The 21,355-nt window shown below is 64.2% G+C and carries 19 protein-coding genes; 9 read left to right on the top strand and 10 right to left on the bottom strand.

From position 1 onward, the window contains the following. Positions 1-158: 158 nt before the first annotated feature. Positions 159-2,225, bottom strand: a complete 2,067-nt coding sequence (locus ACZ5WW_RS01200; RefSeq protein WP_377170226.1) for a transglycosylase domain-containing protein — start codon at positions 2,223-2,225, stop codon at positions 159-161. 20 nt (positions 2,226-2,245) lie between these two features. Further along, positions 2,246-4,183 carry a peptidoglycan D,D-transpeptidase FtsI family protein gene (locus tag ACZ5WW_RS01195; RefSeq protein ID WP_377170229.1) on the bottom strand — a complete coding sequence of 646 codons (1,938 nt, stop codon included), beginning with the start codon at positions 4,181-4,183 and terminating at the stop codon, positions 2,246-2,248. 338 nt (positions 4,184-4,521) lie between these two features. Here ACZ5WW_RS01195 and ACZ5WW_RS01190 point away from each other — a divergent pair, with 338 nt between their 5' ends. From ACZ5WW_RS01190 to ACZ5WW_RS01175, 4 genes are all read left to right on the top strand, one after another. Then, positions 4,522-4,668: a hypothetical protein gene (locus ACZ5WW_RS01190; RefSeq protein ID WP_377170231.1), complete on the top strand. Its 147-nt coding sequence runs from the start codon at positions 4,522-4,524 to the stop codon at positions 4,666-4,668. A 227-nt stretch (positions 4,669-4,895) separates the two neighbouring features. Continuing rightward, positions 4,896-5,273, top strand: coding sequence for a hypothetical protein (locus ACZ5WW_RS01185; protein ID WP_377170233.1), 378 nt, complete (start codon positions 4,896-4,898; stop codon positions 5,271-5,273). A 230-nt stretch (positions 5,274-5,503) separates the two neighbouring features. Further along, positions 5,504-6,352, top strand: coding sequence for a hypothetical protein (locus ACZ5WW_RS01180; RefSeq protein WP_377170235.1), 849 nt, complete (start codon positions 5,504-5,506; stop codon positions 6,350-6,352). A gap of 187 nt (positions 6,353-6,539) precedes the next feature. Continuing rightward, the gene (locus tag ACZ5WW_RS01175) at positions 6,540-6,827 is read left to right on the top strand and encodes a hypothetical protein (RefSeq protein ID WP_377170237.1); all 288 of its coding nucleotides are present in this window, start codon (positions 6,540-6,542) and stop codon (positions 6,825-6,827) included. A gap of 1,050 nt (positions 6,828-7,877) precedes the next feature. Here ACZ5WW_RS01175 and ACZ5WW_RS01170 read toward each other — a convergent pair. The 4 genes from ACZ5WW_RS01170 to ACZ5WW_RS01155 all read right to left on the bottom strand — a co-directional run bounded on the left by ACZ5WW_RS01170 (position 7,878) and on the right by ACZ5WW_RS01155 (position 10,773). After that, positions 7,878-8,903 carry a ComEC/Rec2 family competence protein gene (locus tag ACZ5WW_RS01170; RefSeq protein ID WP_377170239.1) on the bottom strand — a complete coding sequence of 342 codons (1,026 nt, stop codon included), beginning with the start codon at positions 8,901-8,903 and terminating at the stop codon, positions 7,878-7,880. 209 nt (positions 8,904-9,112) lie between these two features. Then, the gene (locus ACZ5WW_RS01165) at positions 9,113-9,802 is read right to left on the bottom strand and encodes a zeta toxin family protein (protein ID WP_377170241.1); all 690 of its coding nucleotides are present in this window, start codon (positions 9,800-9,802) and stop codon (positions 9,113-9,115) included. Beyond that, positions 9,799-10,020 (bottom strand): hypothetical protein, encoded by a 222-nt coding sequence (locus tag ACZ5WW_RS01160; RefSeq protein ID WP_377170243.1) that lies wholly within the window; start codon positions 10,018-10,020, stop codon positions 9,799-9,801. Before ACZ5WW_RS01160 ends, ACZ5WW_RS01165 begins: the two co-directional genes overlap by 4 nt. Positions 10,021-10,137: 117 nt before the next feature. Beyond that, positions 10,138-10,773, bottom strand: a complete 636-nt coding sequence (locus ACZ5WW_RS01155) for an adenylate/guanylate cyclase domain-containing protein (protein WP_377170245.1) — start codon at positions 10,771-10,773, stop codon at positions 10,138-10,140. Between the two features lie 492 nt (positions 10,774-11,265). Between ACZ5WW_RS01155 and ACZ5WW_RS01150 the strand changes: the two genes are divergently transcribed. After that, positions 11,266-14,679: a hypothetical protein gene (locus tag ACZ5WW_RS01150; protein WP_377170247.1), complete on the top strand. Its 3,414-nt coding sequence runs from the start codon at positions 11,266-11,268 to the stop codon at positions 14,677-14,679. Positions 14,680-14,769: 90 nt separating this feature from the next. Here ACZ5WW_RS01150 and ACZ5WW_RS01145 read toward each other — a convergent pair whose 3' ends face one another. Then, positions 14,770-15,372 carry a DUF4919 domain-containing protein gene (locus tag ACZ5WW_RS01145; protein WP_377170249.1) on the bottom strand — a complete coding sequence of 201 codons (603 nt, stop codon included), beginning with the start codon at positions 15,370-15,372 and terminating at the stop codon, positions 14,770-14,772. A gap of 149 nt (positions 15,373-15,521) precedes the next feature. Between ACZ5WW_RS01145 and ACZ5WW_RS01140 the strand changes: the two genes are divergently transcribed. The 3 genes from ACZ5WW_RS01140 (at position 15,522) to ACZ5WW_RS01130 (ending at position 17,942) form a co-directional block, all read left to right on the top strand. After that, positions 15,522-16,136 (top strand): class I SAM-dependent methyltransferase, encoded by a 615-nt coding sequence (locus tag ACZ5WW_RS01140; RefSeq protein WP_377170251.1) that lies wholly within the window; start codon positions 15,522-15,524, stop codon positions 16,134-16,136. Positions 16,137-16,477: 341 nt separating this feature from the next. Further along, complete coding sequence (locus ACZ5WW_RS01135; protein WP_377170253.1) at positions 16,478-17,062, top strand: hypothetical protein; 585 nt, start codon at positions 16,478-16,480, stop codon at positions 17,060-17,062. Positions 17,063-17,201: 139 nt separating this feature from the next. Continuing rightward, complete coding sequence (locus ACZ5WW_RS01130) at positions 17,202-17,942, top strand: hypothetical protein (protein ID WP_377170255.1); 741 nt, start codon at positions 17,202-17,204, stop codon at positions 17,940-17,942. Between the two features lie 300 nt (positions 17,943-18,242). Here the strand turns inward: ACZ5WW_RS01130 and ACZ5WW_RS01125 are convergent, their stop codons facing one another. Together ACZ5WW_RS01125 and ACZ5WW_RS01120 are read right to left on the bottom strand one after the other, a co-directional pair. Continuing rightward, a complete protein-coding gene (locus ACZ5WW_RS01125; protein ID WP_377170257.1) occupies positions 18,243-18,848 on the bottom strand; it encodes a hypothetical protein in 606 nt (201 codons plus the stop codon). Positions 18,849-18,915: 67 nt separating this feature from the next. Further along, complete coding sequence (locus ACZ5WW_RS01120) at positions 18,916-20,334, bottom strand: DUF1552 domain-containing protein (protein WP_377170259.1); 1,419 nt, start codon at positions 20,332-20,334, stop codon at positions 18,916-18,918. Positions 20,335-20,522: 188 nt separating this feature from the next. Between ACZ5WW_RS01120 and ACZ5WW_RS01115 the strand changes: the two genes are divergently transcribed. After that, a complete protein-coding gene (locus ACZ5WW_RS01115; protein WP_377170261.1) occupies positions 20,523-20,729 on the top strand; it encodes a DUF7660 family protein in 207 nt (68 codons plus the stop codon). 114 nt (positions 20,730-20,843) lie between these two features. Here the strand turns inward: ACZ5WW_RS01115 and ACZ5WW_RS01110 are convergent, their stop codons facing one another. Then, complete coding sequence (locus tag ACZ5WW_RS01110) at positions 20,844-21,149, bottom strand: hypothetical protein (protein WP_377170263.1); 306 nt, start codon at positions 21,147-21,149, stop codon at positions 20,844-20,846. Between the last annotated feature and the right edge of the window lie 206 nt (positions 21,150-21,355).

The following is a 21,355-nucleotide window of genomic DNA, read 5'->3' as shown; positions in this document are numbered from 1 at the left end:
GAGCTGGGGCTGGCGAGAGCGTCACCGGCTGCCGCTCCCGGGTATGTGCTGGCAGGCGGAGCCACCGAGCACGGCCAAAGCGGTAGCTGCGGTCGTGCCTCCCTTCGCGACCGCAGTCCATATGGGAGGTGCGGCTTGGCGGGGCGCTGGATGGGAGACTACTGGGGCACGGGAATGGCCTTGGGGACGGCGTCGTCTTCGCGGGGGACGGGGATGGCTTTCGGAGCGCCGCCGGGGGCGGTGGTGCTTTGGTAGGGGTCTTTGCCGAGGACGACGGTGGACACCGGGGTGACGGGGATGACGCGGGCTTCCCCCTCCACAAAGAGGGCACGCGGTGGTGTGGCGAGGAGCTGGGAGGCGGGGGCTTTGCCGTCCCAGCCTTTGGGCTTGCCCTCGGTGACCATGGCGAAGACGGCGGCCCACAGGGGAAGCGCGGCGGTGGAGGCGGTGGTGGTGGCGCTGATGGGGGTGTCTTTGTCGTGCCCGATCCACACGAGGCAGGTGCGCTCGCGGTCGGAGCCGATGAACCAGGCGTCGGTGCGGTCGTAGGTGATGCCGCCATAGCCGGCGATGCTTTTGTTGGCGAGGCCGTGGGCGACGAGGGGCTTGCGGTATTCGGGGCGCTCCATGCCGGTGATGAGGGTGTCGCGCACATGGGCGACGGCGGAGGGGGCGAAGACTTCGGTGCTGCGGACGGTGGGACCGACGAGGAGGTGGGGGGCGGAGCAGGTGCGGCCGTCGTTGGCGATGGCGGTGAAGGCGTGGGCGACTTCGATGAGGCGGAGGGGGCTCTGGCCGAGGGTGAAGGCGGCCTCGGTGCGCAGCGGGGTGGTGAAGGCGCAGCGGTTGAGGGCGGCGCGGAGGGGATCGAGACCGACCTGGTAGCCGAGGCGGACGGTGGCGGCGGTGCGGCCCTCCAGCAGAGACTGCCTGGGGGTGATGGTGCCGCCGGTGTAGGCGACGGGCTCGCCCTCTGCGCCCCATTCGCCGAGGGTGCCGACCAAGCCGCCGATCATGGCCTGCTTGTTGTCGAGGGGGCCGTCGATCTGGGAGGCGTCGGTGAGGTCTGGCTGGGCGGTGAGGGCGGCGGCGTAAACGAGGGGGAGGAAGGCGGTGCCGGGGGGGCGGATGCCGTCGAGGGCGCGGTTGAAGGGGCTGGTGGTGAAGTCGCGCCCGCCCTGCATGGCGAGGATGGCGCCGGTGGTGTTGTCGAGGACGATGACGGCTCCCTGGAGGGCTTTGTCCTTGGGGGCGAGGGTTTCGAGGTGTTTGCGGACGAGGGCGTCCAGCTTGTGCTGCCAGTCGAGGCGGAGGGTCATGGTCATCTCCGGCGGGGTGCCGGGCTTGAGGCCGAGGCGCTGGAATTCGGCACGGGCGGCGGCGAGCATGTAGCCGGTGCGGACGCGGTTTTTGTCATGCCGGACGACGAGGGGCTGGGCGCGGGCGGCGGTGGCCTCTGCCTGGGTGATGCTGCGGGTCTCGGCCATGCGCTGGAGGGTGAGGTCGCGCTTCTGTTTGGCGAGGGCGGGCTGGGTGATGGGGGAGAAGGCGACGGGGGCTTTGATGATGCCAGCGAGCGTGGCGGACTCGACGAGGGAGAGGTCGCGGACGTCTTTGCCAAAGTAGCAGCGGGCGGCGGCACCGACGCCGCTGCAGCCGGTGCCGAGGTAGATGCGGTTCAGGTAGTGGGTGAGGATCTGCTCCTTGGTGCATTCGCGCTCGATGCGCATGGCGAGGAAGATTTCGGTGATCTTGCGCTCGTAGCTGCGGCCCTGGAGGCCGAAGGCATTGCGGGCGAGCTGCTGGGTGATGGTGCTGCCGCCCTGGCGGATGCCTTTGGCGGTGAAGTTGGCGACGGCGGCGCGGCTGAGGCCGATGATGTCGAAGCCAGGGTGGGAGAAGAAGCGGGCGTCCTCGGTGGCGATGACGGCCTGGACGAGGGTGATGGGGACGTCTGTGAGGGTGATGAGCTCGCGCTCGATGTCGCTGGCGCTGCCGATGGGCTCGCCTTTGGCGCCGATGATGAGGGTTTCATTCTGGCCGCGGTTGAGCGCGGCCATGTCGAAGGTGGCGGCGAGGGCGGAGTAATGACGCCAGACGAGGGCGAAGGCGCTGAGGCCGAGAAGCGCGAGGATGAGGCAGGTGCCGCCGACCCAGCGCAGCCAGCGCGGGAGGCGGCGGCCGAGGGTGCTGAGGGTGAGGAGAAGGCGGCGGAGGGGAAGCATGCGGGGGGAGAAGATTTTGTTTAGCGGAAGAGGCGCTGGAAGAAGCCGCCGATGCCGGGGGCGTCGTCGCGGTAGCGAGGGGGGCCGCCGTAGTAGCCGGGCGGGGGCTGGATGAGCTCGGGGGTGAGGGGGTCGTTTTCCTCGGGGACGGTGTCAGGGGTGAACTTGACGTCGTGGGCGGCGGGGCGGTCTTCGATGTCGCGGAGGACTTTGGCGATGACGGGGGCTGCGGTGCCGCCGCCGGAGAGGCCGCCCTGCCCTGCATCTCCCTCGACCATGACGGTGAAGGCGAGGGGGGGATTGGTGTCCACAAAGCCGGCGAACCAGACGACGTTGGCCTTGGCGCCGCGCAGCACCCACTGGGCGGTGCCGGTCTTGCCAAAGACGGCGACTTTTTTGAGTCGGGCGGCCTTGCCGGTGCCACGGGCGTGATTGACGACGCCAAACATGCCGCTGCGCACGGTTTCGAGGTCCATCTGGCTGACGGGGATGAGGGCGTCCCGGCAGGGCATGCTGACGTCTCCGAGGCGGCCGCTCTGGGACTGGGTGTGGGAGACGAGGCGCGGGCGGGGGCGGCAGGAGCCGTTGGCTAGGGTGGCCATGACCATGGCCATCTGGAGGGGGGAGGTCTCAGTGACGCCCTGGCCGATGGAGAGATTGGCGAGGTCGTGATTGGACGGGGCGGTCTGGGGGAGGTTTCCGGGGGCGGTCTTGAGCGGGAACACGGGGGCGCTGCCGAGGCCAAACTCGTGCGCCATGTAGAGGATGGGGCGGTCCCGGGTGACCATGGCGGACTGGTAGAAGTAGGTGTTGCAGGAGCGGATGAGGGCGGCGCGGGCATTGAACCAGCCGTGGTCGTCCTTGGACCAGTTGTCGAACTCGCGGCCGTCGATCATGAGGGAGGGGCCGCACTCAAACTCCTGCTGGGCGCCGACGGTGCCGGCGCGGAGCCCGGCCATGACGACGATGGGCTTGAAGATGGAGCCGGGGGGGTAGGTGCCGAGCAGGGCGCGGTCAAAGAGGGGGCCGTCGATGTCCTGGGCGAGGGCTGTGAAGTCGGTGGAGGAGATGCCGCCGGCGAAGGCGCCGGGGTCGTAGTGCGGGAGGCTGGCCATGGCGCGGATGTCTCCGGTGTAGGCGTCCACGATGACCATGGCGCAGCGGTGCTTTGACTGGGCGAGGGCGCTCTCTGCGAGGCGCTGCGTCTCGAGATTGAGGGTGGTGACGACGTCGCGCCCGGCGGCGGGCGGGGTGAAGACCTGCTGGTAGGCGACGCTACCAGCGTCTGCCATCATGAGGCAGAGTGTGCCATCGGTGCCGGTGAGCTGCTTGTTATAGGCGGCCTCGAGGCCGGTGGCGCCCTTCGTGCGCTGCCAGAGGGGTTCATTGCGGAGGATGGGGCCTGCGGGGGGCGGGCCGTCTGCGGAGATGTAGCCGAGGATGTGCGCGGCAAGGCCGCCGTGCGGGTAGTGGCGGAGGTACTCGGTGCGGAGGGTGGCGCGCGGGTGCTTCTGGGGATCGATGGCGAGGTCCTGGGGGAAGGCGTCGCTGACGGTGACGGGGAGCTCGCGGCGGCTCTCGTAGTGGCGCTTCAGGGTGTCGGCGTCGGGCATGCGGGCCATGGGGAGGTCGGCCTTGGTGGCGTCGATCTCCTTCTGCAGCCAGGCGGTGTAGGTCTCCAGGGTGCTGCGCTGGTCTGCGGGCACGGTGAACTGGAGGCGGCGCACGGTGGTGTTTTGCGCGAGGGGGCGGCCTTTGCGGTCAAGGATCTGCCCGCGAGGCGCGGGGATGGCGAAGTAGAAGGGCTTGACGTCAGAGCGGGAGCCGGTGCCGGGCACGAAGCCTGCAGGGGGCTCCTGCGCCTGGGCTGCGGAAAGCGCGAGGCCGAGGGCTGCGAGGATGCAGCGGCGGCGCAGGTGCCTGGGGGATGGGGCAGACGGCGGCGGGGAGGAAATCACGGGGGGAATTTGAGAGGGAGAATATCGCGAACGCGCGCGGACCGCCAACAAAACCGGCCTGCGCGTGAAGGATCGTCTCTGAAACGGCATTGGACGCGGTGAAGCGGGCGGGAGTTCAAATTTGGGGTGGTGAGGCGTGGTCTGATGCGCGTGTGGCGGTGGGTGGGACGCGGGACATGTCTGAAACACCATGAGAGCCGATCGTTGAGGCGGCGGCGCTGAGCACGTGAGCCGGTGTGGCGGGCAAGGACAGGCTGGAAGCCTGTCTCCCTCGGACAGCCGGGACGGCTATCCTCCGGGGGTTGGGCTTCGTAGGATGCCTGGGGGCGTTCGATGCCGTGAGAGCTCACGCGGGGGTCTGGGGGCAGCCTGCCGACCCCGGGCGCTTTGGCGTGACGGTGGCGGCGAATGCGGGGATGGTGACGGGCGTGTTTGCGGAGGAGGCGGAGGAGGCGGAGGCGCTGGAGTGGCTGCTGGGGGGATAAGAATCAACCGACAAAGAATGCGGCAGAGATGACGCTGCATGTGGCGGTGCCTCCCGATCTTTGCTCTGCCGCCCGATGAATTATTCATGGACCTCCGCCATGATTTCGGATGAGATGGGCTGCTGAACTGAGCAGGGAAAGGTGCGTCTGTGGGGCGTTTGCGCGGGCGGTGAATGCGCAGCGTTATATTGACCGCGCGGAATGGCCGGGGTAAGGCGGAGGGCCTCATGCCTGATCTTGTGTTTACCATCGTCTTTGTCTCAGCGTTTGCGTCGCTGTTCGTGGGCGGTGTTTTCACGGTGCTGAGCTTTGTGGCGTTTGACCGTCTGCTGCGCCAGGTGTGGGCGGAGTCTGAGGATGAGTGGATGAAGCTGGGAAAGCCGTGCGGCTTTTTCTGGGTGCCGCACGGGACGCGTGTCGGCTTCATGACGGGCTTTGTGCGCAGCGGACTCTATGACAAATGGGCGGCTGTGGATGAGGAGCCTTTTGCGGGGTGCGCGGAGTACCTGGGCAAGCTGAGGCGGTACCGGCGGATGTCCGGCTGGTGCCTTGCGGTGGGAGCGCTGCTGCTGGTGAGTGCGTTGGGGATGATGCTGGCGCAGTGAGCGGAGGGCCGTTCCTTTACGGCGGGTTGAGGGTGTGTTTGCAGGCGGGGCGGTGGCACAGGGCTCCCCTGCCCTGCCTAGGCAGGCCTGTCTGCGCAGGTTTCGGCCTGCCCATTTCAGGGCATCGACGGGAGCTGACTAAACTCGGCTAAAGATTGACTTAGGATTTTTAAAGCACGGCCTAGTTGCCAGACAGAGGAATGACTGGATGTTTGGGGCCTCATACCACGATGATGAAACCTTTCCATACTCTCCCCCTGCTCGCGGTGCTGGCCGCCACCTCTGTGTCACCGCTTTGTGCGGGCGAGCCTGCACCTGGCATCGCTGCGGCGGCGTCTGAGCCTGCGGTGTCTGCCATCAATGGCAAGCTGGACGCGAACTATGGGGCGATCAACCGCAGCTCCACGCGCGGGGTGGCGGGCACGTTTTCGCTGCCGCTGGGGCAGCGCTTTGGGGCGCAGCTGGACGGGCTGTACCAGCATGGGTTTTCGACCAACATCTTTGGCGTGGGCACGCACTTCTTTGCGCGTGATCCGGGCAAGGGGCTGATCGGCCTGGTGTTCAGCGGGATGACGAGCCAGAAGTTTACGGATGTGATCGTGGGCGCGGAGGGCGAGTACTACTTCAAGCAGCTGACGCTGGGCGCGGTGGCGGGGTATGACAACTACGACTCGCATGTGGCGACGACCTTTCCCGGGCTGGCGACGCACCAGAGCTTTGTGGCGGCACGCCTGTATGCGGCGGTGTATCCGGTGGATGATCTGATGATCCGCCTGGAGTACCAGAGCCGCTTTAACCACAACTTTTACATGGCGCATGTGGAGTGGCAGACGCCGCTGAAGGGCACGGCCGTGTATGTGGACGGGGGCGTGGGCGAAAACGGCTACGCGCACCTGCTGGGCGGGCTGCGCATCTACTTCGGCGGAGACAAGCCGCTGAAGGACCGCCATCGCCAGGACGACCCGTCCAATGTGAACTCGACTTTCATCGGCACGAACAGCGCAGGCTCCACCAATACGCAGCCTGCACCTGAAGCGCCGCCGGTGGAAGAATGCCATGATTGCTGTGAGTGCTGCTGACCTGCCGCGAGTCGGGCCAGCAGCTGCAAGTAAGTGTGTGTTATTTGATTGGGTTGGAAAATGCCCGGCGGGGAGGGGCTCCCTGCCGGGTGTTTTTTTGAAGGGTGCGGGGGCAAATGGTGGGTAGCGGGTGATTTTTAAACAACTGTTTATTTGAACAGTTTTTTAACTGTGCTAAAGAGGGTGCATGAGTCTGAGCTTCCGTGATCTTGCCGATATGGCTGCTGCCATCGAAGGAAATGAAGTCGCCGCACGCCAGTGGCTGCAGGCGGGGTTCTCCCCGGGGGATGCGGCGGCCTACGTGCGCGCGGGCTGCTTTGATGTGGACCGCACACAGGAGCTGCGCCAGGCGCACATCTCGCCCAGCCAGATCGCGGCGCTGGGGCTGGGCTGGGACTTCTGCGCGGGCACGGTGTCGCTGAAGGAGCTGCTGGCCTTCCGCACGCCCCAGGTGAAGGCGCCGATGCTTTGGTGAGGGGTGGCGTGGTGTGCAGGTGCCATGCCGCTCAGGTCATGCGCCCCCCCTGCTCTGGCGGAGTGGGACCAGCGTCGTAGCACTAGGCTGCGCGAAGTCTGCCGCATGGTGCAGCGGAAAACTGTCCGTCGGATGACGCGGGCGCGCTGGACGGTGCGAATGCGTGAGGGATCGGGACGATCCCTCTCCGCCGGAGGGCGTGTGCGGAGGCTCTGGCGGAGTGGGACCAGCGTCGTAGCACTAGGCTGCGCGAAGTCTGCCGCATGGTGCAGCGGAAAACTGTCCGTCGGATGACGCGGGCGCGCTGGACGGTGCGAATGCGTGAGGGATCGGGACGATCCCTCTCCGCCGGAGGGCGTGTGCGGAGGCTCTGGCGGAGTGGGACCAGCGTCGTAGCACTAGGCTGCGCAAAGTCTGCCGCATGGTGCAACGGAAAACTGTCCGTCGGATGACGCGGGCGCGCTGGACGGTGCGAGTGCGTGAGGGATCGGGACGATCCCTCTCCGCCGGAGGGCGTGTGCGGAGGCTCTGGCGGAGTGGGATCATCTTGATCCCACCACGCTCCGCAAAGTCTGCCGCATGGTACAGCGGAAAACTGTCCGTCGGATGACGCGGGTGCGCTGGACGGTGCGAGTGCGTGAGGGATCGGGACGATCCCTCTCCGCCGGAGGCTGGCGGGGGCGGAGGCTCTGGCGGAGTGGGATCATCTTGATCCCACCACGCTCCGCAAAGTCTGCCGTATGGTGCAGCGGAAAACTGTCCGTCGGATGACGCGGGTGCGCTGGACGGTACGAGTGCGTGAGGGATCGGGACGATCCCTCTCCGCCGGAGGCTGGCGGGGGCGGAGTTCTGGCGGAGTGGGATCATCTTGATCCCACCACGCTCCGCAAAGTCTGCCGCATGGTGCAGCGGAAAACTGTCCGTCGGATGACGCGGGTGCGCTGGACGGTGCGAGTGCGTGAGGGATCGGGACGATCCCTCTCCGCCGGAGGATCGCGCGGGGCGAAGCTCTGGCGTATACGCGACGAAGCTCTGGCTGGAGCACGCTGTTTACTTGGTTGGCGCGGCCTTGGCCGGGACGGGTGGGGGCGTGGCGGTGTCGTCGCGCTGGGTGGTGACCTGGTAGGTTTTGCCGTCGGTGGTGACGTTCACATTGCCGTGGAGGCCGGTGACGTAGGTTTTCGTGCCGAGGGCCTGAAGGTCTTTGGTGCTGCGGATGCCGCGTGCGTAGCGGGGGAAGACGCTGGCGATGGAGACTTCGGGGCGGGTGGCCTCACCGAACTCCTTGGGGATGGGGTGGATGCCGTGACCTGGGGCTACCAGAATGTGGCATTTGAGCTTTGAGCGATCAACAAAGGGCATGAGGCTGGCCTCGATGTCTTCGGTCTGGATGTCGCCGGGAAGGAGGAAGACGATGTCTCCGAACTGGATGCGGAGGGCGAGGGAGTTGGCGTTGACGAGGAAGTGGGAGGGGCTGTCGTTCTTGGGGCGGCCGGGGAGCTTGGGATCTTTGAAGAAGGTCTTGGGCGGGGCGATGACTTCGATCTTGAGATCGGGGTCGAGCGAGAGGGTTTCGCCGGCGGTGGCGCTGAGGTAGGCGTTGCGCGCGCGGAATTCTTCGCGGACGCGGGTGTAGTGGTCGAGCTCGGCTTTGTTGGTGCCGAGGTAGTCGGCTTCGAGGTCGCTGTGAAAGAGGTAGCCGCAGTCGATGAGGCGGCTGATTTGGAAGTGATCCTTGAGCCAGAGGAGGCCGCCGAAGTGATCGTAATGCGCGTGGCTCATAAACACGCCGTCGATGCGGGTGACGCCTGCCTTGGCGAGGTGCGGGGCGATGAGATCGCGCCCGGCATTGAAGTTGGCGAGCCAGCCGTCGGAGGAGAGTTTCTCAGGGTGCGCGGTGCCGGTGTCGTACAGCCAGGTCTTTCCAGAAGGCGTGCGCATGACGATGGCGAGGCCCGCGCCGCGCTGGATGTCGGGGATTTCGAGAACGGTGAAGCTGAAGGCGGGCTCGGCGGCGGGGGCGTGTGTGAGGAGGCAGGTGAGGAGCAGGAGGGAGGCGAGGATGCGGCAGGGCATGGGGGCTGGGGGAGGCGGGCAGATGGGTTCCAGACGAGAACGCTAGAGAGGGGAGGAATTAAACAGAGGAGTTTTGGGGGGACATGCTCTTCTGCTCATCACTTGGTGATGGCACTCTAAAGTCCTTTACGCTGATTTTTTTCAAAAAGCCGGCTGGTCGATCTTGTCCAAAACGGCGCGCTTAAACCAAGCTGGGATCTGGTCTGTTTTCAATTCCAGTCGCCTACCCTCGGTGATCTCTGCCAGCCAGGTGTGATTGTGGTCGGCATTGTCCGTGGAGTTGTCAAAGATATAGGCCCGGTTGGTGAAGCGAATGGCGGAGAGAAGCAGATCCAACGAGCGATAGTAGCGCTTCTCGACGCGGTCAGGGGCCACATCATGCCGTTCAATTTGACGCGGTTTTCCACGCGGGAGATATTGATGGCAGGATCATCTGTGGCCACATAATAGAGATAAGTGCGGTAGCCGGCTTTCTGGGCCTTCTGCAGCAACTCCACCTTGCCGGGGTGGGACATCACCGTCTCAAAGGTGAAGGTCCGCCGAGCCGCCATTAGCTGGTGCCGCAGAAAATCCGCGACCACAGAGGCAAAGTAGCTGTTGATGATGCGGGGTGGAAAGTACAGCCGTCCGTCAACAAAGCTCAAGCTACCGGCCGCTGCCGCCAAGTCCTGATGGATGAGGAATTCCGAATGGGTGAAGACCGCCAGAACTTCCGCCGCAGTGGTCTCGATGCCGAAGCTGTGCATGTCCACATAACCGCTGTCTCTCACAGCTTTCTCGATGTCATCCGGATTCAAATACACTCCCAGCAGCGGCTTCGGGAGGTAGGACTTCAGCACGCTCTTGCCAGACCCGTTCGGACCGGCAAACATGCGCAGCCTGGGTGTGGCCAGGCTCACTTGATCATGTAAACCGTGCCGGGTTTCACGCGGGTCGGGGGCTCGATGTGCTTGACCACCTCCCTGCGTCCGTCGGGGAAGACGCGGTAGATGGACGCACCCTCCGACTGCAGCACGCTCTGCCCCGATGCCAGCACCTGCGCGCTGGCGGCGGCAAAAGCCTGACCCGACAACGCGGGGAACTGGCTTTCGAGCACCTGGATATCGTGGTCTGACATGGGGCTAGATTAATGTACCTGCCACCTCAGATCAACCGCATCCTTCGTGCTGAGCGGGTGCGGAGACGAGGGGTGCAAATCCGATGAGCCATGAATGGACTGGCTGCTGCTGTTTTTTCACAGATCGTAAATCACCCGTGCGGCGCTGAGGGCGCCGGGTGGGTGGTCGGGGATGGATTCGAAGCGGAGGCCGGGGATCTGGGCGGCTTCGGCGGCGGTTTGGACGGAGTCGGTGACGAGGATTTCCCAGGGGCGGGCGGTGTCTTCGCCGAGCTTGCTGGCGGCGTTGACTTCGCGGCCAAAGACGTCGGAGTCGCCGATGCGGAGGACGGGGCCGTAACCGAGGCCGATGCATTGCAGGATGTGCTCCTCCTGGGGCTTGCCGGTGTTGTAGTCTTTGGCGGCGCGCTGCATGTCGATGGCGCACTGGAGGGCGCTGGCGACGGTGCGGAAGATGATGAGCATGCTGTCGCCTTCGACCTTCATGAGGAGGCCGTCGTTTCTGTCCACGCAGGGGGTGAAGATGCGCTGGGCCTCGTAGATGACCTGCAGGAAGTGGACGATGCCGAACTCGGCGGCATGGCCGGAGAAGCCGGAGAGATCGGTGAACATGACGGCCCAGGTCTCGCCAAAGAGGCTCCAGATGCGGGCGTCCACGGCGGCGCGGTCTGCGCCGGGGAGGAGGCGCTCTGCGAGGAGTTTTTCCAGACGCTGCTGAGAGGCGTGGATGGCGACTTCGTGGACGGAGGACATGAGGGGCTGCATGCAGTGGGAAAATGGGCGGTGTGGGGGCGCTGGGGTGCTGTGAAGGAGGGGAGCAACGGCGTGCCTGGAAATGGGTGGGGGTGCCTGGATGCTAGCTTTCCTGTGGTGCAAGCCAAGGCATTCTTCGGCTGCGGCTGCACAAGACCGCGCGCTGGGCACGGCGGCACGGCACTGGGACAGCAGGCGGTGTAGCGCGGGCTGCGGTGGGTCTCCGGGTGGCAGCGCTTGTCATTTAAGATTGGATGAAAGGTAAGTCTGAGCTTTATGAATATTTACACCCGAGCATTTAACCTATGCATTTATTATATTATTGACAGACTGGAGCGATTCACTTCCAATGGGCCGCATGGTGACCCCGGATTTATTCTTGGCCGCTGTGTGGCAGATGCCGGCGTGGTGCATGACTGCGCGGCGGCTGCGGCGTCGGGGTGTGGCGCGGACGGCGTGTGACGCTGAACCTCCCACCCAAGCCTGTGACGCATGAACAGCCAGGAAAAAAACAGCCCGCTCTTCTGGTGGCCAAACATCATGGTGATGGCAATGATGGCGGTGGGCATCCTGACGAAGCCGCAGTCGCTGACTTCGGTGCGGCCGTCCGGCACGCAGGGGGCGAAACCCGACGCGGTGCAGCCGGAGCACCGGCTGTGGGAGGACCCGCTGCCGACGCAGCCGAACAAGAAGAGCGAGGCGAATGCGACGCCTGCGCCGAAAGGTGAGACGCCCCCTGCCCCGCCCGAACTCACCGAGCAGCTGAAGACGTGGCTGAGCGGCGACCTGTCGGAGAGTGACAGCCGAGTATGCATCCTGATGGTGCACCTGCCGACCGGGGGCTACGCGGAGGAGGAGGAGCGGCGCATGCGCTTCCGCTACGCGATGCAGGCGGCCACGGGCTATGCGGGCTACAAGGCGGACGACCTGACGCCGATGGCGATCGTGCCGGTGAAGCATGCTGGAGCAAACCGCACGGTGGCGAAGGAGGTCTTCCGCCCTTTCAGCCCGGAGAGGAAAAACTGGCTGGCCAAAAAATACGATGTGGTGATGGTGGTGTACCTGGGAGATTTCCTGTTTGAGCTCAAGGCGGGCCAGCCGCCGCTGGCTGCGTGGCGGCAGGTGCTGCAAGCCATGGACCAACGCTGCGAGTACGTCTGCACCCAGACGGACAGAACAAAGCTGGAGGTGGACTTTCACATCATGGGGCCGAGCAATTCGGACCGGCTGGTGGACCTGTGCACGGACCTCTGCGTGGCGGAGGCAGAGGCTGAGGCTGAAGGCAAGACGACGAAGCTGGTGCAGCACGGGCAGGTGTGCTTTCACGCCTGCCTGCCCACGCTGGCCTCGGAGATCCTGATAAAGCTGGTGACCGACGCGGCGCCGAACAAGCCGGGCGGGCGTGACAGCTTTCAGTACCACTGCAGGCGGATGCTGGGGGACAAAAGAGTGATCGAGGCGACACGTGTGGGCGCCTCCCTGGTGCGGGTGGCGGGGGATGACTACGACCTCTGCAAGCTGCTGTATGATGAACTGGCCAGCCGGGGCGTACACCTGCAGGCGACGAGCGTGCCTGAGACCAAGGAGGATGCGACTGGCACCAAGGAGAAGACGCCGGAGCCAGCACTGAAGGCCAAGAAACATGATGACTGCCTGCTGGCGCTGATCTCCGAGTGGGACACGACGTACGGGCGGGCGCTGCCGCTGACGTTTAACGCGGTGATCCGGGAGTACGGCGCCCACCCGCAGCAAACCGAGGAGGAGAAAAAGAAAAACTGGTCCTGGCACTGGGAGGACCAAAACATGGAGTCGCGCACGCTGTGCCGGTTTTCCTACCTGCGCGGGCTGGACGGCCAGCTGCCGAATGACGCGGCGAAGAGCGGCCGCAGTGACAAGGAGGGCGGCGAGGGCGCGACGGACCGGCCGCAAGGACGCAGCCAGGCGGACTATGTGCACCGGATCGTGGAGCGGATGCAGGCGATCGAGCAGTCGGAGCTGCGGTCTTTCCGCGCCATCGGCATCCTGGGCAGCGACGTGTATGACAAGCTCATGATCCTGCGGGCGCTGCGGCCGGCGTTTCCCGGGGCGGTGTTTTTCACGACGGATCTGGACGCGAGCATGGACGACGCGAGCCAGTATGACTGGACGCAAAACCTGATCGTGGCCTCGCGGTTTGGCCTGCGGGCGCATGAGGCGTACCAGGGCTGGTCGCCGCCGTTCCGGGAGGGCTACCAGACGGGGTTTTACCTGGGGTGCCTGGAGGCGCTGGGGAGCACGTACTACGACTCCAATGCCAGGCTGCAGCACCTGACGCCGGTGGACTGGAGCGCGCCGTCGCTGCTGTTTGAGATCGGCCGCAGCGGGCCCTGGCAGCTGACGCCGCCGCCGGGCGCGGTGGCGAGGCTGCACGCTGCGGGCCATCCGCTGCTGTCGCTGTGGCCCGGCAAGCAGGAGTCCAAGTGGGAGCCGGAGCACCGGGTGAGATCCGGGGACGGGCAGAACATCGCGCCCCATGACATGCCGCACGCCAACCCGCAGCCGCAACCGATGGCGACGGTGACGGAGATGACCTTTCCGCTGACGCTGACGCTGGTGATCCTGGTGGCGGGTGTGTGCCTGAGCAGCTCGATGGGCCGCGAGCAGGAGGTGGTGACGGAAGAAGCGTCGTCGGTGGCCCTGAAAATGTGCACTTTGCTCCTGGGCTGGGTGTGGGTGGTGGGCATGTGCGGCTGGTGGCTGAGCAACAGGGAGGAGCCTTTCCTCTTTTGGAATGGCATCAGCGTGTGGCCGAGCGCGCTGATGCTCTCCACCGTGCCCTGCCTGTGCGTGCACTACTTGTGGACGTCATGGCTGAACCTGCGGCTGAACCGCGAGGCGCTGGCCAAGGAATGCGCCGCAGCCGCCGAGCCCTGGGTCGATGATGCCCCGGAGACACCCATGGAGAAGGCAAGGAGCGAAGGGATGGCACGCAGGCTCATCAAGCACCTCTTCCCGGCCTACAGCGATGGCGAAAGACTGGAGGAGCACTGGCAGAAGCACATCAAAAACTGCGGCTTTCAACGCTGCATGCGGCGCACGATAGCCTACGTCGTGGTGTGCACCCTGCTGAGCTGGATCGCGACGCTCTCGCTGCCGCATGTGCATACCAATCTGGTGCGCGGGGGCCTGAGCCGCATGCTGACGACGGAGTGGGTGCCGATGATGGCGCTGTTTTTCTTTTTGATGCTGCTGTTTTACGCGGTGGATGCCTGCCTGGTCTGCGCGGCGCTGCTGCGCACGGCGATCAAGAGCCTGAACGGGCGGGCCGACAAAGCGGCGGCTGCTGCGGAGCGGACGCATGCAGATGCCGGGACGAAAGCGGCCAATGATGCAGCGCCCAAGGTGGCAGTGACAAAGACGAGGGCAGCCGAAATGACACGCGCAGAGGCCAGGGCCCAGGCAGACGCCAAGGCGGAGGCAGAGGCGAAGATGGCGCGGCAGGTGCGGCAGATGATCAAGCGCTGCGCCTCGCGCGGGGACATCGTGGCGAGCTTTATCTACTACCCGTTCATCGTGCTGTTCATCCTGATCGCCTCGCGGCACCGGGTGCTGGACGGCTTTGACTGGTCGCTGGAGCCGCTGCTGATCTACTCGAGCAGCCTGCTGATCCTGGTGATCATCACGACGGTGCTGCAGGGCACGGCGAACCGGCTGAAAAAGGTGGCGGTGCGTGTGGTGGAAACCAGCCGGGAGCGCTCCCGCGGGGACACTTCCAGCCACGATGAGACGCTGAAGTACCTGGAGGGGATGGACTCGCCGGTGTTTTCCACGGTGTACTCGAACCCGGTCTTCCGCGCGGTGCTGATCCCGCTGGGCGGCACGGGGGCGCTGCATGGGCTGGATCTGCTGAGCACGCTGATGAAGTGATGCGCGGGCGCCGTTCGGGGCCTTATCTCATACCACGTTCTGCTGGAACCGGCCTGTCATGACACAATCCGTTTTCAAAGGATCGTGGTGCTACTTCTTTTTCGCGGGCTCGAAGGCGCGGGCGGTGGCGGCGAGGGAGATGGAGACGTCGAAGTAGTAGTCGGTCTCGGTGCCGTCGGGGAGGCTGACGTGCATTTTGTCGCAGGAGTCCACGAGGCTCTGGTCGATGAGCTTGGCGTCGATCTCATTGAGCAGGGCGTACTCCTCGGAGACGGAGATGACTTTCCAGGCGGTCTTGGGAGATTTGCCGTCGCCGGTGGCGGTGATGGAGCGCATGAGGCCGTAGAAGCAGTGGAAGTGGTGCATGCTGCCGGGGATGTCTCCGGCTTTCTTGAGGAAGTGGCCGCGGAGGTAGTGCACCTCGGCATCGACGGGGACTTTTTCGAGCCAGGCCTTGGAGAGTTCGAGGGCGCTCTTGTAGTCCTTGCTGCGGATGGCGGTGAAGACGGCCTGGCGCTCGGGCTCTACATTCCAGAAGGAGCTGAAGCCGGGCTGGGCGGCGTAGGCCATGCGCAGGGCGGTGTAGTCCTCTGCGCCGGGAAACGGCGGGACCTTGGGCGCTGCCGCCGGCTCGCTGTGGCCGACGCTGGTGAGGATGAGAACGAGCAGGAGGGTTAGGCAGGATGTTTTCATGACCGGGTTTCAGCGGTGTATTGATGGCTGGTGCGGTAAAGTGCGTAGCGATTCGCCCCGGGCAACGAACTTCTGAGGCGGATGAGATTCGGCGCGGTGAGGGAGGCGGAGATTGACGCCTGTGATGCGAAGACCTAGCGTTTCGGCTCATGAGTTCACCTTTGATCAAACTGCACCTCGGGGCCTTCAACTGTCCGCAGGAGGGGTGGTACAACACGGACATCACGCCGCATATCTGGGTGACGATGATCCCGGGGCTGCCGTGGCTGCTGCGGAAGGCGGGGCGCATCACGCAGGCTCGGCTGGAGGAGCATGAGCAGGGTGTGTTTAAAAAGCTGCACTACCTGAATGTGACGAAGCGCTTCCCGCTGGCGGACAACAGCTGCGAGTGCGTGTTCAGCTCGCACATGTTTGAGCATATTTTTGTGTGGGATGTGCCGCTGCTGCTGGGAGAGATCCTGCGCGTGCTGGCTCCGGGCGGGGTGGTGCGCTTTGTGATCCCGAGCCTGGACCACTACGTGAAGCTCTATGATCCGGAGGACCCGACGGCGATGCTGCTGGGCATCCTGGAATACGACGGCACCGGGGTGAAGAACCGGCACCAGTGGATGTACACGGAGAGTTCGCTGTGCAAGCTGCTGACGAAGCATGGCTTTGTGAACGCGCGGGCCTGCAAGTACCGCGAAGGGAAATGCGCGGACCTGGAGCGCATTGATAACCGGCCGGAGAACAGCATCTATGTGGAGGCGGAGAAGGCGGGGTGAGGGGGGGAGGTTGGAAAGTACTATCGAGCTTTAGCTCGTTCTGTGTTCTGGGAGAAGCGGGGCGGTTTCCAGAGTGAGCTAAAGCTCACGAGTACTTTAGTGGGGGCGCTGGAACGTTCGTGTTTGCCGCAGAGGAGCAGAGAGGCGGAGGGGGCAGAGGTTGGGGAGTGATGGATGGAGCGGGAAGAGTGTGCGATTTTGAGCTGCGTGTATGCGCTGGACGTTGCGTGAGCGTGAGGGATCGGGACGATCCCTCTCCTCCAGAGTGTGCTGCGGTGAGGTGAGACTGGCGGCTCTAGATCGTGCTTTACGGGTGGTGTGGTTTGTGGTGGGATTTGGGCATGGAGTTCTCGCCTTCTCTTCTGCGCATGCGCGGCGTGTGTGTGCCGGTGCTTGCCCTGGTGCTGGCATGGGTGTGCGGGGCGGCGCCAGTGATGGTCAAGAGTGCGGCGGCACGGAATGATGGCGCTGGGGTGGGAACGCAGCGGCAGGTGTGCCTGGTCCCCACGCAGCCTCTGTGCCTGAGCATTGATCCCGGCAGCTCCCGCTTCGGCCTGCATCTGCATTTCGATCCGCTCTTCGTGCTCGAAGTTCCCTCCCGGCTGCAGGAATTCCCGCAGGTGATTATGGACTACCTGCCCTGGTGGCGGGAGATGGAGATCAACTCACATTACCTCACTGGATGGCAAGTGAACTTGGTACCGCCAGAGGAGCGGTTTGGCTGGTGGCTCACGTGGATGTGTCAGCAAAGCCCCCTGCGGATTTCGCCAGAACTGCCCTATGTCTTTCCTGAGGGCGCTGGCTATTTTGACATTCGCGGGGACGTCTCGGGCGGGTATCCCTATGTCGTGGGTGGCCCGATGCCGCCGATGCCTGCCTACGGACCGCTGGGCCTAGTGCTGCGGATGGCTGAGAGGGGGCTTTGAGATGGAGGATGATGATACATGGCTGCGACGAAGGCTCAATGTGCGGGGATCAGGGTGATCCCCCCCTCCGGCTGGGGGTGCTGCGTAAGCGTGGTATTTCGTGCTTTACGGGTGGGGTGAGTTGTGGTGGGATTTGGGCATGTTCAGGACAATCACGCTTGTTGCTTTGGCATGTGCCGGTCTTGGCGTCACAGCACGCGGTGAGGAGGCGGCCGCGCCTGAGGTGATGTCGTTTGTGGAGCTGGTGAAGTGCCATGCGAGGTCTGCGACGCCCTTGAGCAAAGAACAGCAGCATGAGGTGACGATGGATGCGCATCGGCTGCGCAAAGCGGCCGACAGAGCGCACGGCATGAAGCTGACGCCGCTGGCAGACGAGGCGTTTTTGGCGGCGGTGGGAAAGCTGACGTCTGTGGCGCACCGGCTGGACGGAAACAACACCGAGGACCTGGATGTCTGGCACGGGCTCTCAAGCCTGCTGGAGACGGTGTTTTGGTCCAAAGGACTGAGTGCCGAGGGAGCGAAGAGAGTACTGGCTGCAGAGATCGGGATCTTGAAACGCTGCTTTGAAGAAGAGGAACTGCTGAAGAAGGCCGGGGCGTCTCCAGGGGTGGTCATGATTTACAATGTGGTCGGCGAAGGCCCTTCGGCTGCGGAACTGAAAAAGCAGGCGGCCAGGGCGCGGTACAATCTGGTGGAACGGGCCGAATGGCAGATGTTTGAGAGCCTCTGCCGCGCCTTGCGGAAATTGGAGCCCGGCACAGCGGAGCAGCGCAAAAGGTATCTCATGGCCGCGGGACTGACGGCGGGCGAGATCGAAAAGTGTCTGAGGCTGGGGCGGGAACTGGATGCTGAGGCGTTTGTGAGACATGCGCCGCTGTGATGGGGTGCGAAGGCGGGCCGCGCCGGCTAAAGCCTGCACTACAATACTCAGAGAGGCGGAGACGGGCTTTGAATGGACAAGGGGCTGAGGTGCGGCGGCTGAGGTGGCCCTTGTTCCGCAGGAACAAGGCTACCGGGCTGCGCCTGGTGCTGGCGGGTATTTTGTGGTATGACTCTGACGTCCGGTCTTTGGAAAGCGGCGGCTGCGGTCGTGGCACCCTTCGCGACCACACTCCATATCGGACGGGCGGGCGAAGCAGGGGGAGAGCGAAGAGGCGGCCCGGGTGGCACCTTCAGCGGCTCATTTGTACTTCGGGGAGATGTGGATCTGGATCACCGACTCACGGAAAGGGGTGGCTGTGGAGCGCGCTGCGCGGCTTTGCCCGTAGACCATGCGGCACTCGATCCAGACGATCCTGTCCTGATGAAGATAGGCGGCTCTCAGTCTCAGGTCATAGCCGTCTTTTGACTCCTCCAGAGACTGGGTGGACGTGGGAACGTCCATGATGGAAAAGAAGGCTTCATTTCCGGAGCGGGACGGCGGCAGCAGAGTCTGCAGCACTTCCTGGTAGGTGCGCGCTTCGGCCAGCTTTTCCAGCGTGGGCGGTTGAAAGGGGAACAGAGGATAGGAGGTGTCATCTGCGGTCTTGAGCGCCGCATAATCGTCCGCCACATGCAGCTTCTTGAACGGCACCTGGCTCCAGGCGTCTTGATCGAATGAAACGGCCACCTCCTTGTAGTTCACCGAGGATTCCTTCTGGATAAAATCGCCCAGCCCCTGCAAATCATAGAGCCTGAGGAAAGGCAGGATCTGCGCTCCTGTATAAACCTTCGGGCCGGGGGGCTGACCCGGCAGGCAGGTGATGGCGAGGAGCATGCACGCGAGAAGGAGGAGAGGTGGTTTCATCGGTTTGTGTATTCATCGCGCAACAAACGGCGAAGCCAAACTTTAAACCTTCAACCTCTCCCCTGCCCTACGCTTTCATCTCGCTGATCTGCTTGGTGGCGATGCCGATGGGCTTGTCGAGCGGGATGCCGGCACAGGAGAGGATGGTGGTGAGGAGGTCGCCCTGGTTGCCTTTGGTGTCGGGGAGGTAGCGGCCGGTTTTGACGGTGCCGCCAGCTTTTCCGGCGAGGATGAAGGGGAGGTTTTCGCGGGTGTGCTTGTTGCCGTCCTCCAGGCCGGAGCCCCACATCATGAGGCAGTTGTCGAGCAGGGTGCCGCTGCCTTCCTTGATGCTGTGCATCTTTTTCACCATGTAGGCAAACTGGGCGATGTTGAAGGCGGTGATGGCCTGCACTTTGTTCACCATTTCGGTGCGGTTGTTGTGGTGCGTCTGTGAGTGGTGCTCGTCCTTGAAGCCGAGCTCGGGATAGGAGACGCCGTTGGGCGTGGAGCCGATGTAGGTGCTCACGCGGGTGGTGTCTGTCTGAAAGGCGAGGACGGTGAGATCACACATGACCTGCATGTATTCGCTGCGCTTGTCGCCGAGGGGGATCTTGATCTCGATGGGCGGGGTGTCGGTGCCGCGATGGCGGCTGGGGGCGAGGCCGGATTTTTCGAGGGCGGCCTCCTTCTGGCGGATCTCGATGGCGGCGATGCGGCGCTCGACGGCGCGGACGCTGTCGAGGTATTCGTCGAGCTTGTGCTGGTCGTCCTGCGGGAGCTGCTTTCTCAGGTCCTTGGCGCCGGTGATGACGAGGTCGAGCATGCTGCGGTCCATCGCGCGTGCCTTCTGCGCGGCGGGGCTGGGGTCTGCGCTGACGCCGCCGGAGCCGCCCTGATTGAAGAGTCGGTTGAGCACGCTGCGGGGATTGATCTCCGCGGGCATGGCCTGGGTGGCGGAGCGAAAGCTGCAGTGGGAGTAGTAGCCTTCATTGAGCCCTTCCTGGTTCTCCTTGTGCGTCTGCGGCATGGTGGCGAGCTCGAGGGAGGGCAGCGCGGTGAGTGCGCCGATGTAGTTGGCGGCGATCTGGTCGGCGGAGATGGCGATGTTGATGCGGTTGCGCTGGCGGGCATCCGGAAGCTGGGCGGTGAGCCAGGTGGAGAGCTCGAGGGCGTGCGGTGCGCCATTGAAGGGCGCGATGGGGATGCCGCTGATGCCTTTCATGAGGAGGCACTGGTCCAAAACGCCGCGCAGGGACTCGAGTGCGGGCGGCGGGGTGGTGAGGTAGCTCTCCGGCGTGGCGGGCCAGAACTGATCCATGATGACGCCGTGGGGCATGTACATGAAGCCGAGGCGCACGGGCGGGCGCGCTGCGGCGGCCGTGGCTGCTGCCGCGCCTTTTTTGGCGGTGTCTGCCCAGCCCATGACTTCGAGCAAGGGAAGCGCGAGGGTGGTGCCGAGGCCGCGCAGGCAGGTGCGGCGGGAGATGAGGGGGCTGCGGGACATGGGGAGAGGAAGTGAAAAGGGGTAAGTGAAAAAGGGGCGTGTGCCGAGGGGGGCAGAGCGTCTGAGTACTTTTACTCGGAGAGGGCTTTGATTCTATCGGGGTGTTGAGGGGAGGCTGCGCTGCATCCCAATTTTCCCCGTGGCCGTTCATTGAATCATGCGCCGGCCTGGACTATGGCCGTGACTCCATGAAAACGCGTGATGATGTCGTTCTAACGCTGAAGTCTTTGCTGGCCGATCTGAGCCGTGACCGCAGCTCGTGGGAGAATCCATCGTTGGAGAGATATTTGGATGCCATGGCTGCATGGCTCGACTCGGCCCGGATGCGGAACACTGAAAAGCCCTCGTGGGAACTCATCTGTGAAATGCTGGAAGCCGCAAAAGTTTACGAATGACGAATGCGGCGAGGGACGCACTGCGAAGCGGTGGACGACTCCACGCTCCGCCGCCAAAAAAAAAGCCTGCCGGGGAATGGAGCATTCCCCGGCAGGCGGTGGATTCAGCGTGGATCAGCGGCGGCCGAAATGGAAGGGGAAGACCGAGGGGCGGCAGTTGCCGAAGCTGCTGCCATGGTGATGGCTCACAGGGCGGCAGTTGTGGCTGACGATGCGGTAGCCAAAGATGGGATGGCGGTGGCGGTCATAGCCGACGACGACGCGCTCGCGATACACGGGGGTGCCGCAGGAGTTGCAGTTGTTCGCGAAGCTGCGGCTGGGAGCGGGGCCATGGCGGTGGCCGTCAAAGGCATGCGAACTGGAAGGCGCGAAAACAGCCAGGCTGGCGGTGGCGGCGAGGAGGGTGATGATCTTTTTCATGACTTGAGGAGGTTTGCTTTTTTTGATCTGCTGCCGCTTTCTTGCGGCGTGTTCATGAGACGGGGGGCGGCCGGTCTTATTCGAGATCTGGCGATCTATTTTTTTTAACGCCCATGCGAGGCCCGCAAAAGCTGACGGAGGAAACCGGGGCTGCAGCCTGTGGAGCGAGTGCCGAATACAACGGATGAATTGACGGCGGGGCGGCG

It is taken from the genome of Prosthecobacter fluviatilis (assembly GCF_055388355.1).
The sequence above is the reverse complement of the archived record's forward strand: the minus strand, read 5'-3'. Positions and strand labels throughout refer to the sequence as shown.

What these genes read in the sequence shown, in the direction of transcription:
- ACZ5WW_RS01200 (WP_377170226.1), bottom strand. Translation starts at nt 2,225, where the DNA reads ATGCTTCCCCTCCGCCGCCTTCTCCTCACCCTCAGCACCCTCGGCCGC.
- ACZ5WW_RS01185 (WP_377170233.1), top strand. Translation starts at nt 4,896, where the DNA reads ATGCCTGATCTTGTGTTTACCATCGTCTTTGTCTCAGCGTTTGCGTCG.
- ACZ5WW_RS01180 (WP_377170235.1), top strand. Translation starts at nt 5,504, where the DNA reads ATGATGAAACCTTTCCATACTCTCCCCCTGCTCGCGGTGCTGGCCGCC.
- ACZ5WW_RS01175 (WP_377170237.1), top strand. Translation starts at nt 6,540, where the DNA reads ATGAGTCTGAGCTTCCGTGATCTTGCCGATATGGCTGCTGCCATCGAA.
- ACZ5WW_RS01170 (WP_377170239.1), bottom strand. Translation starts at nt 8,903, where the DNA reads ATGCCCTGCCGCATCCTCGCCTCCCTCCTGCTCCTCACCTGCCTCCTC.
- ACZ5WW_RS01160 (WP_377170243.1), bottom strand. Translation starts at nt 10,020, where the DNA reads ATGTCAGACCACGATATCCAGGTGCTCGAAAGCCAGTTCCCCGCGTTG.
- ACZ5WW_RS01155 (WP_377170245.1), bottom strand. Translation starts at nt 10,773, where the DNA reads ATGTCCTCCGTCCACGAAGTCGCCATCCACGCCTCTCAGCAGCGTCTG.
- ACZ5WW_RS01150 (WP_377170247.1), top strand. Translation starts at nt 11,266, where the DNA reads ATGAACAGCCAGGAAAAAAACAGCCCGCTCTTCTGGTGGCCAAACATC.
- ACZ5WW_RS01145 (WP_377170249.1), bottom strand. Translation starts at nt 15,372, where the DNA reads ATGAAAACATCCTGCCTAACCCTCCTGCTCGTTCTCATCCTCACCAGC.
- ACZ5WW_RS01140 (WP_377170251.1), top strand. Translation starts at nt 15,522, where the DNA reads ATGAGTTCACCTTTGATCAAACTGCACCTCGGGGCCTTCAACTGTCCG.
- ACZ5WW_RS01135 (WP_377170253.1), top strand. Translation starts at nt 16,478, where the DNA reads ATGGAGTTCTCGCCTTCTCTTCTGCGCATGCGCGGCGTGTGTGTGCCG.
- ACZ5WW_RS01130 (WP_377170255.1), top strand. Translation starts at nt 17,202, where the DNA reads ATGTTCAGGACAATCACGCTTGTTGCTTTGGCATGTGCCGGTCTTGGC.
- ACZ5WW_RS01125 (WP_377170257.1), bottom strand. Translation starts at nt 18,848, where the DNA reads ATGAAACCACCTCTCCTCCTTCTCGCGTGCATGCTCCTCGCCATCACC.
- ACZ5WW_RS01120 (WP_377170259.1), bottom strand. Translation starts at nt 20,334, where the DNA reads ATGTCCCGCAGCCCCCTCATCTCCCGCCGCACCTGCCTGCGCGGCCTC.
- ACZ5WW_RS01115 (WP_377170261.1), top strand. Translation starts at nt 20,523, where the DNA reads ATGAAAACGCGTGATGATGTCGTTCTAACGCTGAAGTCTTTGCTGGCC.
- ACZ5WW_RS01110 (WP_377170263.1), bottom strand. Translation starts at nt 21,149, where the DNA reads ATGAAAAAGATCATCACCCTCCTCGCCGCCACCGCCAGCCTGGCTGTT.